Origin of the sequence: Leclercia adecarboxylata, assembly GCF_023639785.1 — a bacterium.
Classification (GTDB): Bacteria; Pseudomonadota; Gammaproteobacteria; order Enterobacterales; family Enterobacteriaceae; genus Enterobacter; species Enterobacter adecarboxylatus_D.
In genome coordinates this window covers 4680469-4695432 of the sequence record NZ_CP098325.1, presented here as the reverse complement: position 1 = coordinate 4695432, position 14964 = coordinate 4680469, and the positions used below count along the sequence as shown (strand labels likewise).

Genomic DNA, 14964 nt, shown 5'->3' with positions numbered 1-14964 from the left:
GGCGGACTCCACTCGAACATAAAAAGAAAGCTATTGAATAGTCGTGATTGTAGACACACGTCGAAAGAACCCGGCGTTTAGGGGGACGTGCGAACCGCTATCTGCGGTTTTTTTGCCTGCCCTGGATCCTGGGATCGCGATCAGGACCGCGGATCATAGCCTAAACTGCGCCAGAGATCTTCTGTTTCTCACAGTTTCTTCCCGATTTATCCACAGGAGGATCCGAAACCGGGTAAGTGTAAACGATCCTGGCGAAGCGACCCCGCGATTTAGGCCGCATATTGGAAAAATTAATGAGTAACGGCAATTTTTTGCTTAAATGATCTAACGAAGATCCTGGACGATCCTTGCGATTTGCCCTGGAGCCCGTATAATTCCCCACCCGGCGCGTGGGACTCGATTTCCTGCGTCTGACGCAGCTCAATTTGCACGCTAAAAACGTGCGGAAAGACGCGGGAAATAAGGAAAGAGAATTGACTCCGGAGTGTACAATTATTACAATCCGGCCTCTTTAATCACCCATGGCTTCGGCGTCCATCGTTCGTTATTCGTTCGGACACCATAAAAAGTCATTGAATTTATTCAAGTTTAGGTAGAAATCGCCATGAAACGCACTTTTCAACCGTCTGTACTGAAGCGCAACCGTTCTCACGGCTTCCGTGCTCGTATGGCTACTAAAAATGGTCGTCAGGTTCTGGCACGTCGTCGTGCTAAAGGCCGTTCACGTCTGACCGTTTCCAAGTAATTAAGCTAACCCCTGAGTGGTTAAGCTAGCATTTCCCAGGGAGTTACGTTTGTTAACTCCCACTCATTTCACTTTCGTCTTCCAGCAACCACAACGGGCTGGCACGCCGCAAATCACCATCCTCGGCCGCCAAAATTCGCTGGGGCATCCCCGTATCGGTCTCACTGTCGCCAAGAAAAACGTTAAGCGTGCGCATGAACGCAACCGGATTAAACGTCTGACGCGTGAAAGCTTCCGTTTACGTCAACATGAACTGCCTTCTATGGATTTCGTGGTGGTGGCTAAAAAAGGGGTTGCCGACCTCGATAACCGTGCTCTCTCGGAAGCGTTGGAAAAATTATGGCGCCGCCACTGTCGCCTGGCTCACGGGTCCTGATCGGCCTTATCCGGGTCTATCAACGCCTGATTAGTCCGCTACTCGGGCCACACTGCCGTTTCAGACCGACCTGTTCGCAATACGGAATTGAGGCATTGCGCAGGTTTGGAGTGATAAAAGGCAGTTGGTTGACGGTGAAACGCGTATTAAAATGCCACCCTTTACACCCAGGTGGAGACGATCCCGTCCCTCCAGGACCTTTTGATACCAGAGAACACTAACGATGGATTCGCAACGCAATCTTCTTATCATCGCTTTGTTGTTCGTGTCTTTCATGATCTTCCAGGCTTGGGAGCAGGATAAAAATCCTCAACCTCAGCAGCAGGTCACGCAGACAACGACCACCGCAGCGGGTAGCGCCGCCGACCAGGGCGTACCGGCCAGTGGCCAGGGTAAACTGATTACGGTTAAGACCGATGTGCTTGAGCTGACTATCAACACCCGTGGTGGTGATGTTGAGCAGGCGCTGCTTTTGACCTACCCGAAAGAGCTGAAGTCTACCGAACCGTTCCAGTTACTGGAAACCACGCCGCAGTTTATCTACCAGGCACAGAGCGGCCTGACCGGTCGTGATGGCCCGGATAACCCGGCTAACGGCGCTCGTCCGCTGTATAACGTCGATAAAGATGCGTTTGTGATGGCTGATGGCCAGAACGAAATCGCGATCCCGATGACTTACACTGACGCGGCCGGCAACACCTTCACCAAAACCTTCACCCTGAAACGCGGTGAGTATGCGGTGAACGTGGGCTATAGCGTGCAGAACACCGGTGCGAAACCGCTGGAGCTCTCCACCTTCGGTCAGCTGAAGCAGTCCATCAATCTGCCGTCTCACCGTGACACCGGAAGCAGCAACTTCGCGCTGCATACCTTCCGTGGCGCGGCGTACTCCACGCCAGATACCAAGTACGAGAAATACAAATTCGACACTATCGCCGATAACGAAAACCTGAACGTCAGCTCTAAAGGCGGTTGGGTGGCGATGCTGCAGCAGTATTTCGCGACCGCATGGGTACCGAATAACGCCGGTTCCAATAATTTCTACACTGCGAACCTCGGTAACGGTATTGCCGCTATCGGCTATAAGTCTGAGCCGGTTCTGGTTCAGCCGGGTCAAACCGGTAGCCTGGCCAGCACCCTGTGGGTCGGCCCGGAAATCCAGGACAAAATGGCTGCCGTGGCACCGCACCTGGATCTGACCGTAGACTACGGTTGGTTGTGGTTCATCTCTCAGCCGCTGTTCAAACTGCTGAAGTGGATCCACAGCTTCCTGGGTAACTGGGGCTTCTCCATCATCGTTATCACCTTTATCGTTCGTGGCATCATGTACCCGCTGACCAAAGCGCAGTACACCTCCATGGCGAAGATGCGTATGCTGCAGCCGAAGATTCAGGCAATGCGTGAGCGTCTGGGCGATGACAAACAGCGTCAGAGCCAGGAGATGATGGCCCTGTATAAAGCCGAGAAAGTGAACCCGCTGGGTGGCTGCTTCCCGCTGCTGATCCAGATGCCAATCTTCCTTGCGCTGTACTACATGCTGATGGGCTCCGTTGAGCTGCGCCATGCGCCGTTCGCACTGTGGATCCATGACCTGTCCGCACAGGACCCGTACTACATCCTGCCGATCCTGATGGGCGTGACGATGTTCTTCATCCAGAAGATGTCGCCAACCACCGTGACCGACCCGATGCAGCAGAAGATCATGACCTTTATGCCGGTCATCTTCACCGTGTTCTTCCTGTGGTTCCCGTCAGGTCTGGTGCTGTACTATATCGTCAGCAACCTGGTGACCATCCTTCAGCAGCAGCTGATCTACCGTGGTCTGGAAAAACGTGGCCTGCATAGCCGCGAAAAGAAAAACTCCTGATCCGCAGTAGGCCGGGTAAGCGAAGCGCCACCCGGCATAAAGAACAGTGATGACAGGGCGGTCTATTGACCGCCTTTTTTATTGCATTAAGAAGAGACAAACCATGAGCCATAACGACACTATCGTCGCCCAGGCAACCCCACCGGGACGCGGTGGTGTGGGCATTCTGCGTATCTCCGGCCTGAAGGCGCGCGAGGTGGCAGAAGCGGTGCTGGGTAAACTGCCAAAGCCACGTTACGCCGACTATCTGCCCTTCAAGGATAACGACGGTACGGCGCTGGATCAGGGTATCGCGCTGTGGTTCCCGGGCCCGAACTCCTTTACCGGAGAAGACGTGCTCGAACTCCAGGGCCACGGCGGGCCGGTGATCCTCGACCTGCTGCTGAAACGCATTCTGACCCTGCCGGGTGTGCGCATCGCCAAACCGGGCGAGTTCTCCGAGCGGGCGTTTCTCAATGACAAGCTGGATCTGGCGCAGGCCGAAGCGATTGCCGACCTGATCGATGCCAGTTCCGAGCAGGCCGCGCGCTCCGCGCTGAACTCGCTCCAGGGGGCATTTTCCGCCCGCGTTAACCATCTGGTGGAAGCACTGACTCACCTCAGGATCTACGTGGAAGCGGCCATTGATTTCCCGGATGAGGAGATCGACTTCCTCTCCGACGGCAAAATCGAAGCCCAGCTTAACGAGGTGATGAGCGATCTCGACGCGGTACGCGCCGAGGCGCGTCAGGGCAGCCTGCTGCGCGAAGGGATGAAAGTGGTGATTGCCGGGCGTCCGAATGCCGGGAAATCGAGCCTGCTGAATGCCCTGGCGGGCCGTGAGGCGGCGATTGTGACCGATATTGCCGGCACCACCCGCGACGTGCTGCGGGAACATATTCATATCGACGGTATGCCCCTGCACATTATCGATACGGCGGGCCTGCGCGATGCCAGCGACGAAGTGGAGCGGATCGGTATCGAGCGCGCCTGGCAGGAGATCGAGCAGGCCGACCGGGTGCTGTTTATGGTGGACGGGACCACCACCGACGCCGTCGACCCGGCAGAGATCTGGCCGGACTTTATCGCCCGCCTGCCCGCTAAGCTGCCGATCACCGTGGTGCGTAACAAAGCGGACGTAACCGGTGAAACGCTGGGCCTCAGCGATGTGAATGGTCACTCACTGATTCGCCTGTCGGCGCGTACCGGCGAGGGCGTGGATGAGCTGCGCAACCACCTGAAGCAGAGCATGGGCTTTGATACCAGCATGGAGGGCGGCTTCCTCGCCCGTCGTCGCCATCTGCAGGCGCTGGAAGAGGCGGCACAGCATCTGGATCAGGGTAAAGCACAGCTGCTTGGCGCCTGGGCTGGAGAGCTGCTGGCGGAAGAGCTGCGTCTGGCGCAGCAGGCGTTAAGCGAGATCACCGGGGAGTTTACCTCGGATGATTTGCTGGGGCGGATCTTCTCCAGCTTCTGTATCGGGAAATAAGTCCGATTCAGCCATCTGTTAAAAAGCCGCATAACATCCCTGTTATTGCGGCTTTTTCTTTTTTATATTGCCTGAATAAATACTTAATATATCGGCTATATTCTCTGTGATTACAATCACAATTAATATCTCTGTACATAGACAAATATTTTCATTGGAATAGTGTAGTAGCGTGTCTAATGAGGATAAATCAATGACGATTATCTTAAATACATACATCACGTCTAAGTGGTTCAATATTGACAATAAAATTGTCAATCACCATCCTTAATCTCCCTTCGCCTCTTTTTCTCTCTGCAACCTGAACAGACGAATAGTCTGTTTATCCGGTATGCCTGAAATCATTGCGCTGATAAAAACGCAATAGTGTCTCTGCACGCCTCTGTTGGTGAGAATTAATCTCCCGGCGGCGTGGGGATATAACTGGCTCAGGCTTACCGTTATTCAGGGTTATTTAAAATAACCCCCAGCACCGCTGCGATAAAAACAGGAGTTATATAATGGAAAACTTCAAACATTTACCAGAGCCATTTCGCATCAGAGTTATTGAGCCGGTTAAGCGCACCACGAGGGAGCATCGCGAAAACGCGATTATTCAATCAGGTATGAACCCCTTCCTGCTGGATAGCGAAGACGTGTTTATTGATTTACTGACCGACAGCGGCACCGGCGCAGTCACCCAGAATATGCAGGCCGCCATGCTGCGCGGCGACGAAGCCTATAGTGGAAGCCGTAGCTACTATGCCCTGTCCAACGCCGTGAAGGAGATTTTCGGCTATCACTATACCATCCCCACCCACCAGGGGCGCGGCGCAGAGCAGATCTATATTCCTGTCTTAATTAAAAAACGCGAACAGGAAAAGGGCTTAGATCGCACGAAAATGGTCGCCTTCTCTAACTACTTCTTTGATACCACCCAGGGTCACAGCCAGATAAATGGCTGCACCGTGCGTAACGTCTATATCAAGGAAGCGTTTGATACCGGCGTCCGTTACGATTTTAAAGGCAACTTTGACCTGCAGGGGCTGGAAAACGGCATCGAGGAAGTGGGTGCGAGCAATGTGCCTTATATTGTCGCGACCATCACCAGCAACTCAGCCGGTGGGCAACCGGTGTCACTGGCGAACCTGAAGGCGATGTATGCGATTGCCAGAAAATACGATATCCCGGTGGTTATGGATTCCGCGCGCTTTGCGGAAAACGCGTACTTCATCCAAAAACGTGAGGCGGAATATAAAGACTGGAGCATTGCAGAGATTACCCGCGAAACGTACAAGTACGCGGACATGCTGGCCATGTCGGCGAAAAAAGATGCCATGGTGCCGATGGGTGGGCTGCTGTGCATCAAGAACGACGACTACTTCGACGTCTACACCGAGTGCAGAACCTTGTGCGTCGTCCAGGAAGGCTTCCCGACGTATGGCGGCCTTGAAGGGGGCGCCATGGAACGTCTGGCCGTCGGCCTGCATGACGGCATGGGCCAGGACTGGCTGGCATACCGGATTAATCAGGTGCAATACCTGGTCGACGGCCTGGAAGCCATCGGCGTGGTTTGCCAGCAGGCGGGCGGCCATGCTGCCTTTGTGGATGCGGGCAAGCTGTTAACCCATATTCCTGCAGAGCAGTTCCCGGCGCAGGCGCTGGCCTGTGAGCTCTATAAAGTCGCGGGAATTCGCGCAGTTGAAATCGGTTCGTTCCTGTTAGGCCGCGATCCGAAAACTGGCAAACAGTTACCCTGCCCGGCAGAATTACTGCGTTTAACCATACCACGCGCAACCTATACGCAATCCCATATGGATTTCATCATCGAAGCCTTTAAGCACGTTAAAGAAAATGCGATGAATATTAAAGGATTGACCTTTACCTACGAACCGAAAGTATTACGCCACTTCACTGCAAAACTCAAAGAAGTTTAACCTTCACTCCCCGGGTGGCTAAATAGTGTTAGCCACCCAAAAAATAACGATATCAACAACGTCAGGCTTGCCACAGTGATGGGGGCACCATGGAACAAAGTTTAGAGTTAGAAACTAAACACTCCTCGGTATGGGGTGTCATGGTTATAGCAGGTACAGTTATTGGCGGGGGGATGTTTGCTTTACCCGTAGATTTGGCAGGGGCATGGTTTTTTTGGGGCGCGTTTATTTTAATTATTGCCTGGTTTTCGATGCTTCACTCCGGGCTGCTATTACTGGAAGCTAATTTAAATTATCCTGTCGGTTCAAGTTTTAATACGGTTACAAAAGATCTGCTTGGCAATAAATGGAATATCGTGAGTGGTTTCACGGTCGCCTTTGTGCTTTATATCCTGACGTATGCCTATATCTCCGCCAACGGCGCAATAATCAGTGAAACCATCGCCATGAATCAGGGGACGCACGTGAACCCCCGTATCGTGGGTGTGAGTACGGCCCTCTTCGTCGCGGCCGTGTTGTGGTTTAGCTCATTAGCCGCCAGCAGAATTACCTCGCTGTTTTTAGGCATTAAGATCATCGCCTTTATCGTTGTATTTGGCTCATTCTTCTTTCAGGTTGATTACGCCATATTAAGAGATATCAACGTCACATCCACCAGCCATGCCACCTACTTCCCCTATATCTTCATGGCCCTGCCCGTCTGTCTGGCATCCTTTGGTTTTCATGGCAACATTCCCAGCCTCATCATCTGCTACGGAAAGCGGAAAGATAAGCTGATCAAAAGCCTGGTGTTTGGCTCCCTGCTGGCGCTGTTTATCTATCTGTTCTGGCTGTATTGCACCATGGGAAATATTACCCGCGACAGCTTCAATGCGATCATCTCGTCTGGGGGCAATGTCGATTCTTTGGTGAAATCTTTCCTCGGCACCCGGCAGCACGGGGTTATCGAATTTTGCTTACTGGTTTTCTCCAATTTAGCCGTGGCCAGCTCCTTCTTTGGCGTCACACTGGGGTTGTTCGACTATCTTGCCGACCTCTTTAAGCTCGACAATTCGCCCTCCGGTCGTCTGAAAACGATCATGCTGACCTTCCTGCCCCCTTTGATTCTGTACCTGATCTTCCCGAACGGGTTCATCTACGGCATTGGCGGCGCAGGTCTGTGTGCGACCATCTGGGCCGTGATTATTCCTGCGGTTCTGGCGTTGAAAGCGCGAAAGAAATTCCCGAATAAGATGTTCACCGTCTGGGGCGGCAGGATGATCCCCTCGCTGGTGATCCTGTTTGGCGTCGCGGTCATTGTTTGCTGGTTCGGTAATATCTTCAATTTCCTGCCGCGCTTTGGTTGAGCCAGCCTGAGGCTCTGCAAGTGGTCTGTGCTGAGGTGATTTCCTGTGAGGAAATCACCTTTGTCCAAATGGCAACTCGCTACTTTCTGATTCTCCCCCTATTCTTCTTGCCTGCATTTATGGGGGTTTTATGGCTCGTTTTCTGTTTTGTAGTTTTGCGCTGGTGCTGCTTTATCCATCAGGCATTGATATGTATCTGGTGGGGCTGCCGCACATCGCCCGCGATCTGGGCGCCAGCGAAGCGCAGCTGCATATCGCATTCTCAGCCTACCTTGCGGGTATGGCGTCATCGATGGTGTTTGCCGGAAAGATTGCCGACAAAGCCGGGCGACAGCCCATCGCCATTACCGGTGCCGTGATTTTTGCCCTGGCCTCGGTGCTCTGTTCTATGGCGCAGGAGAGCACGCTGTTCCTGGCCGGGCGCTTTATCCAGGGTATCGGCGCAGGAGGTTGCTACGTGGTGGCGTTTGCCATTTTGCGCGATACCTTAAGCACCCAGCGCCGCGCCAAAGTGCTCTCTATAATGAACGGCATCACCTGCATTATCCCGGTGCTGGCGCCTGTGGTGGGCTACCTGATCATGCTGCAATTACCATGGCAGAGCCTTTTCTGGACGATGGCGGCGATGGGGATGCTGGTTTTCATCCTGTCTGTCTCGGTGTTGAAAGAGACCCATCCCGGGGCGCAACACCGGAGTCACACCGCGTCGGTTCCCCCGGAAGAGAAGTTGCTCAACCGCTTCTTCATCAGCCGGCTGCTGATTACCACTCTGAGCGTGGCGGTGATCCTGACCTATGTAAACGTTTCCCCGGTGTTATTAATGGAAATCATGGGGTTTGATCGCGGGGAATATTCCACGGTGATGGCGTTAACCGCGCTGGTCAGCATGGCCGTCTCGTTCTCGACGCCGTTTGCGCTGAATATCTTCAGCCAGCGTACGCTGATGCTCACCTCTCAGGTAGTGTTCCTGGCGGCGGGCGTGCTGCTGGCGACCGCGAGTTCCTCGTCCCTGATGCTGGCAGGTATCACCCTGATTTGCGCTGGATTCTCGGTGGGCTTTGGCGTGGCGATGAGCCAGGCATTAGGCCCGTTTGCGCTGCGCGCGGGCGTGGCCAGTTCGGTGCTGGGGATCACCCAGGTCTGCGGCTCGTCGCTGTGGATTTGGCTGGCAGCCATAATTGGGCTGAATGCGCTGAATATGCTGATCGGGGTTCTGATTGGCTGTAGCATGCTCTGCATCATCCTACTTATGGTCATCCGGCCCGCAGCGCAACATGAAGAAGCCCCTCAGCAGTCTCGATCTTAACCTGTTGTTATGCCTGCAGCTTTTGCTGCAGGAGCGTAGCGTCACCAAAGCCGCGAAACGGATGAACGTCACGCCGTCCGCGGTGAGTAAATCGCTGGCCAAGCTGCGCGACTGGTTTGACGATCCGCTGTTTGTGAAGACCCCACTGGGGCTGCTGCCGACGCCGCTGACGGTAAGCCTGGAGCAGGATCTCGCCGACTGGATGCAGATTGGCAATCAGATCCTCGATAAATTCCACCATGACTCCCCCGGCGGCCTGACCTTTGAGCTGGCGGCAGAAACGCCGCTGATGCTGATCCGCTTTAACACTCTGCTGGAGCAGGTGAATCAGCGTTACCCCCAGGCCACGGTGAAGATGCGTCACTGGGATTACGATTCGCTGGACGCCATTACCCGCGGGGAGGTCGACCTCGGTTTTACCGGGCGTGAAACGCATCCCCGCTCCCGCGAACTGCTGAAGCTGATGCCGTGGTTTCTGGATTACGAAATTCTGTTCAGCGACCGTCCGTGCGTTTACCTGCGCGAGGATCACCCGGCCCTTCAGGAAGCGTGGAACCTGGAGACGTTCCTGCGCTATCCGCATATCAGCATTTTCTGGGAGCGTAGCGACACCTGGGCACTGGATGAGGTGCTGAGAGAGATGGGGCGGACACGTAATATCGCCATGAGCTTGCCCGGATTCGAGCAGTCGATGTTTATGGCGGCGCAGCCAGGCCATAACTATATTGCTACAGCTCCGCACTACTGCCATCACTATAATCAGCTCCACCAGCGTAATCTGGTTACCCTGCCCATCCCCATCGATGAAGCGCAGGCGCAAAAGCTCACCGTGCCTTTTACCCTGATCTGGCATAAGCGTAACAGTCACAACCCCAAAACCCTCTGGCTAAGAGAAACCATTAAGGCGCTGTATGGTTCGCCGTTGCGCTAATTGTCTGGTTTTTGGCTAAGAAAATGTAAAGTTGCGCCGCAAAACTTCCAATACCCTCATTTAGCCATTAAAAGAGATGCTAACTTAGGCGATAATCATGTAACCGTTTACCTGTCTATTGACCATTATCATGGAGCGAAAAATGGCAACGCATTTTGCAAGAGGGACACTGACCGAAGGATGGATGGTTTCGACCAGACTCTCGCCTTCCTGCCACAACGAAGCGCGGAAACTTCCTGAACATCGTCGGTTACGGTTTTTGGCCTCCCGGGCTTTGCTCGCGGAGCTGATGTTTATGCTTTATGGCACCAGCGAGCTTCCGGAGGTCGTTACCGAACCGGAGGGCCGCCCGGTTTTCGCCGATCCTGAGCTTCCCCGTTTTTCCATTGCTTATGCCGGCAATATCGTGGGTCTGGTCCTGACCACGGAGGGCGACTGCGGTCTGGATATGGAGCTGCAGCGAACCATTCGCAGCCTGGATGGCACCCACGCGCATGACGCCTACCCGCTGTCCAGCAACGAGAATTTATGGGTGCGTAATCAGAACGACCCCAACGAAGCCAGAGCGCAGCTCATTACCCTGCGTCAGAGCATACGTAAGCTGTCAGGCGAGGCCAACGACTGCGCCAGCCTGCTGCAACTGTTACCGGGCTCCGGTCGTCTGCGTGCGTCCAGAGCCGCGCAGGTCGAAGCCATAAGCGATGCCGAAGACGTGCTGATCTGGTCGATTGCCGTCACCCCGGCCATTGAAAAATTAAAAATCTGGGAATACGACGGCCGCCCTGGATGGCACAGCCTGCCGGATGTTCCCGCCCGCGCCAACGAACCGGCGGCTCGCCTGATGCGGCTGACCAGCTTACCGGCGGAAAAAGCCATTATCCTCACCTGACCCTTCAGCAGGGCCATCATGATAAAGAAGGAGTAATGATGTCTGATACGTTGAAAGTTGTTACGTTACTGGGAAGCCTGCGCAAGGGTTCTTTTAACGGGATGGTTGCCCGCACCCTGCCTAAGCTGGCCCCCGAGGGTATGGAAATCACCGCTCTGCCTTCGATCGGTGATATTCCACTGTACGACGCGGATGTGCAGCAGGAAGAGGGATTCCCGGCAGCCGTTGAAGCCCTGGCCGAGCAGATCCGCCAGTCAGACGGCGTGGTGATCGTGACCCCGGAATATAACTATTCCGTGCCGGGCGGTTTAAAAAACGCGATTGACTGGCTCTCTCGTCTGCCGGAACAGCCGCTGGCGGGTAAACCGGTGCTGATCCAGACCAGCTCAATGGGGGCGATTGGCGGCGCGCGTTGCCAGTATCACCTGCGTCAGATCCTGGTGTTCCTGGATGCGATGGTGATGAACAAGCCGGAGTTTATGGGTGGAGTGATTCAGAACAAGGTCGACCCGCAGACGGGTGAAGTTGTTGACCAGAGCACGCTGGATCATCTGAGCGGTCAGCTGAGCGCGTTCGGGAAGTATATTCAGCGGGTAAAAGCGTAAGGGAAGTTTGCGGCGAGGGAGGGAGCTGTCTGGTGCCCTCACCCCGGCCCTCTCCCACGGGGAGAGGGTGCAAACACTAAAGCCCTTTTCTTAGAAAAGGGCTTGCTGTTTCTTAGGCGTCGATAAACGCAATCTTCAGCACGAACAGCAGGGCAACAACCATGACGCACGGGCTGATTTCACGCCAGCGTCCGGTACCCGCCTTCATCACACAGTAAGAGATAAAGCCCAGCGCAATCCCTTCGGTAATAGAGAAGCTGAACGGCATCATCACCGCGGTAATAAACGCCGGAACCGCTTCGGTCAGGTCATCCCACTTCACGCGCGCCAGGCTGGAGGTCATCAACACACCCACGTAGATCAGCGCACCAGCGGCAGCATACGGCGGCACCATACCGGCCAGCGGAGAGAGGAAGATCACCAGCAGGAACAGCAGGCCAACAACCACCGCAGTCAGACCGGTACGGCCACCAACAGAAACCCCGGAAGAGGATTCGATGTAGGCAGTCACGGAGGAGGTACCGATAAAGGAGCCGGTCACGGAGGAGATACTGTCCACAAACAGCGCCTGCTTCATGCGCGGGAATTTGCCTTTTTCATCCGCCAGACCGGCTTTGTCGGTCACGCCAATCAGCGTACCGGAGGAGTCAAACAGGTTCACCAGCATGAAGGAGAAGATCACCCCTGCCAGGCCCAGGTTCAGCGAGCCCGCCAGATCAACATGGCCAATCACCGTGGAGACGCTCGGCGGCGCGGAGACGATGCCGTTGTAATGCACGTCGCCCAGCATCCAGCCCAGCAGGGTGGTGACGATGATCGACACCAGCACCGCCGCGTGGATATTGCGCGAGGCCAGAATAGCGATGATAAAGAAGCCCAGCACGCCCAGCAGCACGCTGTGGGAGGTCAGTTTACCAATGCTGACCAGCGTTTCCGGGTTCGCCACGATCACACCGGCGTTTTTCAGCCCCATCATGCCAATGAACAGGCCGATACCGCTGGTGATGCCCACGCGCAGGCTGACCGGGATATTGGCAATCATCCAGTAACGCACGCGGAAAATGGTCAGGATCAGCAGACCAACGGCGCCCCAGAAGATGGCGCCCATGCCCACCTGCCACGGCAGGCCCATCGCCTGAACCACGACGAAGGCGAAGAAGGCGTTCAGGCCCATCGCCGGTGCCAGAGCAACCGGCAGGTTAGCGAACAGCCCCATCAGGATGCTGCCGAACGCGGCGATAAGACAGGTCGTAACGAAGACGGCGCTGGTATCCATGCCAGCAACGCCCAGAATTTGTGGGTTCACGAAAACGATATAGACCATCGTCAGGAAGGTAGTGAAACCGGCGATCACTTCGGTGCGTGCCGTTGTGCCGTGTTCGCGCAGTTTAAACACGCGCTCAAGCAAACCCGCGCCAGAAGACTGGGTAGTGTGTTGTTGACTCATCATCTATTTCCGAACAAGGAGGGAAAATCCGTCGCTATCCTATACCAAAATGCGACAATAAGGGCGGTTGGGAGGCACTTTTTTTCATTGAATTTGCTTATACGGCAACGATTGCGTCTCAACGTAATGTCGTACGTAAACGTTAAACTTGTTAAAAAAAGGGAAATGCATGTCTCAGATTGAAGCGGTATTTTTCGACTGCGACGGTACGCTGGTCGACAGTGAGGTCATCTGTTCCCGGGCGTATGTCACCATGTTCCAGGAATTTGGTATCACGCTCGATCTCGAAGAGACGTTCAAACGCTTTAAGGGCGTGAAGCTCTACGAAATCATCGACATCATCAACGCTGAACACGGTGTTAGCCTGGCGAAAGCGGATCTTGAGCCTGTTTACCGCGCCGAGGTCGCACGCCTTTTCGACGCCGAACTGGAGGTCATCGCAGGTGCCAACACCCTGCTGGATGCGATGACGGTGCCGATGTGCGTGGTCTCTAACGGCCCGGTCAGCAAAATGCAGCACTCCCTTGGCAAGCTGCAGATGCTGCACCATTTCCCGGAAAAACTGTTCAGCGGCTACGATATCCAGCGCTGGAAGCCCGATCCGGCAATGATGTTCCATGCGGCTAAAGCGATGAACGTCAACGTGGAAAACTGCATCCTGGTGGATGACTCCAGCGCAGGCGCGCAGGCGGGGATCGCCGCGGGCATGGAGGTATTCTATTTCTGTGCCGATCCGCACAACCCGCCGCTCGACCATCCGAAGGTCACGGTCTTCACCGAGCTGGCACAGCTGCCGGCACTGTGGAAAGCGCGCGGCTGGAATATTACCCGCTAAGCCTGACCAGCCGTAAAGCATGTCGCTTTACGGCTCTCTTCTCATCCTTGATGCTGATTTACCCTATTTAAAGAGCTTCTGCACGAACTGCGCATAAGCCGGGCGCCAGACGTCCATTTCATGGTTCAGGCCGGGGTATTCGTGGTAGTCAAAGCGGATGTTGCGTTGCTCCAGCTCCGCTTTCAGCCCGGCGATATCCTTGCCGGTGACCATATCGCTACTCCCCACCACAAGGGTGAAGTTGCGCAGCTGTTTGTTGATGGCCTGCGGATCGTTCAGGCGCGCAGTGACCCCGGCATCCGGCACCGTGGTGGTGGTGACGCCGCTAAAGGTCGCCAGCCAGCCGAACCGCTCCAGATGGTTCATTCCGGAGACCAGCGCCTGGTATCCCCCCTGGGATAATCCGGCCAGCGCCCGGCCATCGGCATCATCACGCACGTTAAAACGCTGGCTGATGAGGGGGATGATGTCGTTCATCAGCTCCCGATCGGCAGCCTGGGCGTTTAATGGATAGAAAGCTTTGCGCCGCTCGTTCGGCACGTAAGTTTCAGGAACAATGCCCTCAGCATCGGTTTCGGTATCCGGCACCACCACCAGCATCGGGGTAATCTTTCCGGCGGCAAGCAAATTATCCATAATCTGCGCGATACGCCCCTGATCGATAGCCGAACGCCCCGTGTCGCCAAAGCCATGGTAGAAGTAGAGTACCGGCAGCGGTTTTCCCTGGCCGTTATAGCCCGGCGGCGTCCAGACGAATAGCTGACGTTCTGACTTTAGCGCCGCCGAATGATAGGTCAGAGTAATAAGATCGCCATGCGGGACCGGGTTAACATCCAGAATACTGCCCGGCACCAGCACCATGCTGGTGTTTACCTGGCGCTGCGGCTTGGTCATCGCCGTGCCGGTATCAATGCTGCGTACACCGTCAACGTTGAAGAAATATTCATAGAGGTTGGGCTGCATCACCGGCCCTCGCCAGCTCCAGAGGCCCGAGGCATCTTTGGTCATCGGATGGATGTTTTCCGGGGTCGGGATCCCTGTCACCACCGATACGCTTTTCGCCGATGGCGCGAAGTAACGATACGTCACCGACTTATCGGCATTTACCTGAGTGATGTACTGGCTCAGCGGGTGAGCGGGATCCGGGGCGACAGGGAGATCTGCCGAGAATGCCGATTGCCCGAGAAATAAACAGAGCGAAATAACGGATAAAGCTGTTTTCATTCGTTTCAT

At 54.9% G+C, this 14964-nt stretch carries 15 protein-coding genes; 13 read left to right on the top strand and 2 right to left on the bottom strand.

Features of this window, described 5'->3' with window-relative positions:
• The first annotated feature begins 604 nt into the window (after nt 1-604).
• The 12 genes from rpmH to NB069_RS22135 all read left to right on the top strand — a co-directional run bounded on the left by rpmH (nt 605) and on the right by NB069_RS22135 (nt 11449).
• Nucleotides 605-745 carry a 50S ribosomal protein L34 gene (gene rpmH, locus NB069_RS22185; protein WP_003849659.1) on the top strand — a complete coding sequence of 47 codons (141 nt, stop codon included), beginning with the start codon at nt 605-607 and terminating at the stop codon, nt 743-745.
• Between the two features lie 16 nt (nt 746-761).
• On the top strand, nt 762-1121 hold the full coding sequence (gene rnpA / locus NB069_RS22180; protein ID WP_014072458.1) for a ribonuclease P protein component: 360 nt from the start codon (nt 762-764) through the stop codon (nt 1119-1121).
• Nucleotides 1085-1342 (top strand): membrane protein insertion efficiency factor YidD, encoded by a 258-nt coding sequence (yidD, locus tag NB069_RS22175; protein ID WP_072036746.1) that lies wholly within the window; start codon nt 1085-1087, stop codon nt 1340-1342. Before rnpA ends, yidD begins: the two co-directional genes overlap by 37 nt.
• A 2-nt stretch (nt 1343-1344) precedes the next feature.
• Nucleotides 1345-2988, top strand: coding sequence for a membrane protein insertase YidC (gene yidC, locus NB069_RS22170; RefSeq protein WP_250586736.1), 1644 nt, complete (start codon nt 1345-1347; stop codon nt 2986-2988).
• 103 nt (nt 2989-3091) lie between these two features.
• The gene (gene mnmE, locus NB069_RS22165) at nt 3092-4456 is read left to right on the top strand and encodes a tRNA uridine-5-carboxymethylaminomethyl(34) synthesis GTPase MnmE (RefSeq protein WP_250586734.1); all 1365 of its coding nucleotides are present in this window, start codon (nt 3092-3094) and stop codon (nt 4454-4456) included.
• Nucleotides 4457-4649: 193 nt separating this feature from the next.
• Nucleotides 4650-4727, top strand: a complete 78-nt coding sequence (gene tnaC / locus NB069_RS22585; protein WP_138370951.1) for a tryptophanase leader peptide — start codon at nt 4650-4652, stop codon at nt 4725-4727.
• 229 nt (nt 4728-4956) lie between these two features.
• Nucleotides 4957-6372, top strand: a complete 1416-nt coding sequence (gene tnaA / locus NB069_RS22160) for a tryptophanase (protein ID WP_250586732.1) — start codon at nt 4957-4959, stop codon at nt 6370-6372.
• Nucleotides 6373-6461: 89 nt separating this feature from the next.
• On the top strand, nt 6462-7718 hold the full coding sequence (gene tnaB, locus NB069_RS22155; protein ID WP_250586730.1) for a low affinity tryptophan permease TnaB: 1257 nt from the start codon (nt 6462-6464) through the stop codon (nt 7716-7718).
• A gap of 130 nt (nt 7719-7848) precedes the next feature.
• Nucleotides 7849-9024, top strand: a complete 1176-nt coding sequence (locus tag NB069_RS22150) for an MFS transporter (RefSeq protein WP_250586728.1) — start codon at nt 7849-7851, stop codon at nt 9022-9024.
• Entirely contained in the window at nt 8993-9955 is a 963-nt protein-coding gene (gene yidZ / locus NB069_RS22145) for an HTH-type transcriptional regulator YidZ (RefSeq protein ID WP_250586726.1), read from the top strand. Before NB069_RS22150 ends, yidZ begins: the two co-directional genes overlap by 32 nt.
• Nucleotides 9956-10097: 142 nt before the next feature.
• Entirely contained in the window at nt 10098-10844 is a 747-nt protein-coding gene (locus NB069_RS22140) for a 4'-phosphopantetheinyl transferase family protein (RefSeq protein WP_250586724.1), read from the top strand.
• Between the two features lie 38 nt (nt 10845-10882).
• Nucleotides 10883-11449 carry an NADPH-dependent FMN reductase gene (locus NB069_RS22135; protein WP_250586722.1) on the top strand — a complete coding sequence of 189 codons (567 nt, stop codon included), beginning with the start codon at nt 10883-10885 and terminating at the stop codon, nt 11447-11449.
• Between the two features lie 112 nt (nt 11450-11561).
• Here NB069_RS22135 and adeP read toward each other — a convergent pair whose 3' ends face one another.
• Nucleotides 11562-12896, bottom strand: a complete 1335-nt coding sequence (gene adeP / locus NB069_RS22130; RefSeq protein WP_250586721.1) for an adenine permease AdeP — start codon at nt 12894-12896, stop codon at nt 11562-11564.
• 169 nt (nt 12897-13065) lie between these two features.
• Between adeP and yieH the strand changes: the two genes are divergently transcribed.
• Nucleotides 13066-13731, top strand: coding sequence for a 6-phosphogluconate phosphatase (gene yieH, locus NB069_RS22125; RefSeq protein WP_250586719.1), 666 nt, complete (start codon nt 13066-13068; stop codon nt 13729-13731).
• A gap of 63 nt (nt 13732-13794) precedes the next feature.
• On the opposite strand, the gene NB069_RS22120 is transcribed toward yieH, so the two are convergent.
• Nucleotides 13795-14964 (bottom strand): alpha/beta hydrolase-fold protein, encoded by a 1170-nt coding sequence (locus NB069_RS22120; RefSeq protein WP_434543598.1) that lies wholly within the window; start codon nt 14962-14964, stop codon nt 13795-13797.

What these genes read in the sequence shown, in the direction of transcription:
- rpmH (WP_003849659.1), top strand. Translation starts at nt 605, where the DNA reads ATGAAACGCACTTTTCAACCGTCTGTACTGAAGCGCAACCGTTCTCAC.
- yidD (WP_072036746.1), top strand. Translation starts at nt 1,085, where the DNA reads ATGGCGCCGCCACTGTCGCCTGGCTCACGGGTCCTGATCGGCCTTATC.
- yidC (WP_250586736.1), top strand. Translation starts at nt 1,345, where the DNA reads ATGGATTCGCAACGCAATCTTCTTATCATCGCTTTGTTGTTCGTGTCT.
- mnmE (WP_250586734.1), top strand. Translation starts at nt 3,092, where the DNA reads ATGAGCCATAACGACACTATCGTCGCCCAGGCAACCCCACCGGGACGC.
- tnaC (WP_138370951.1), top strand. Translation starts at nt 4,650, where the DNA reads ATGACGATTATCTTAAATACATACATCACGTCTAAGTGGTTCAATATT.
- tnaA (WP_250586732.1), top strand. Translation starts at nt 4,957, where the DNA reads ATGGAAAACTTCAAACATTTACCAGAGCCATTTCGCATCAGAGTTATT.
- tnaB (WP_250586730.1), top strand. Translation starts at nt 6,462, where the DNA reads ATGGAACAAAGTTTAGAGTTAGAAACTAAACACTCCTCGGTATGGGGT.
- NB069_RS22150 (WP_250586728.1), top strand. Translation starts at nt 7,849, where the DNA reads ATGGCTCGTTTTCTGTTTTGTAGTTTTGCGCTGGTGCTGCTTTATCCA.
- yidZ (WP_250586726.1), top strand. Translation starts at nt 8,993, where the DNA reads ATGAAGAAGCCCCTCAGCAGTCTCGATCTTAACCTGTTGTTATGCCTG.
- NB069_RS22140 (WP_250586724.1), top strand. Translation starts at nt 10,098, where the DNA reads ATGGCAACGCATTTTGCAAGAGGGACACTGACCGAAGGATGGATGGTT.
- NB069_RS22135 (WP_250586722.1), top strand. Translation starts at nt 10,883, where the DNA reads ATGTCTGATACGTTGAAAGTTGTTACGTTACTGGGAAGCCTGCGCAAG.
- adeP (WP_250586721.1), bottom strand. Translation starts at nt 12,896, where the DNA reads ATGAGTCAACAACACACTACCCAGTCTTCTGGCGCGGGTTTGCTTGAG.
- yieH (WP_250586719.1), top strand. Translation starts at nt 13,066, where the DNA reads ATGTCTCAGATTGAAGCGGTATTTTTCGACTGCGACGGTACGCTGGTC.
- NB069_RS22120 (WP_434543598.1), bottom strand. Translation starts at nt 14,964, where the DNA reads ATGAAACGAATGAAAACAGCTTTATCCGTTATTTCGCTCTGTTTATTT.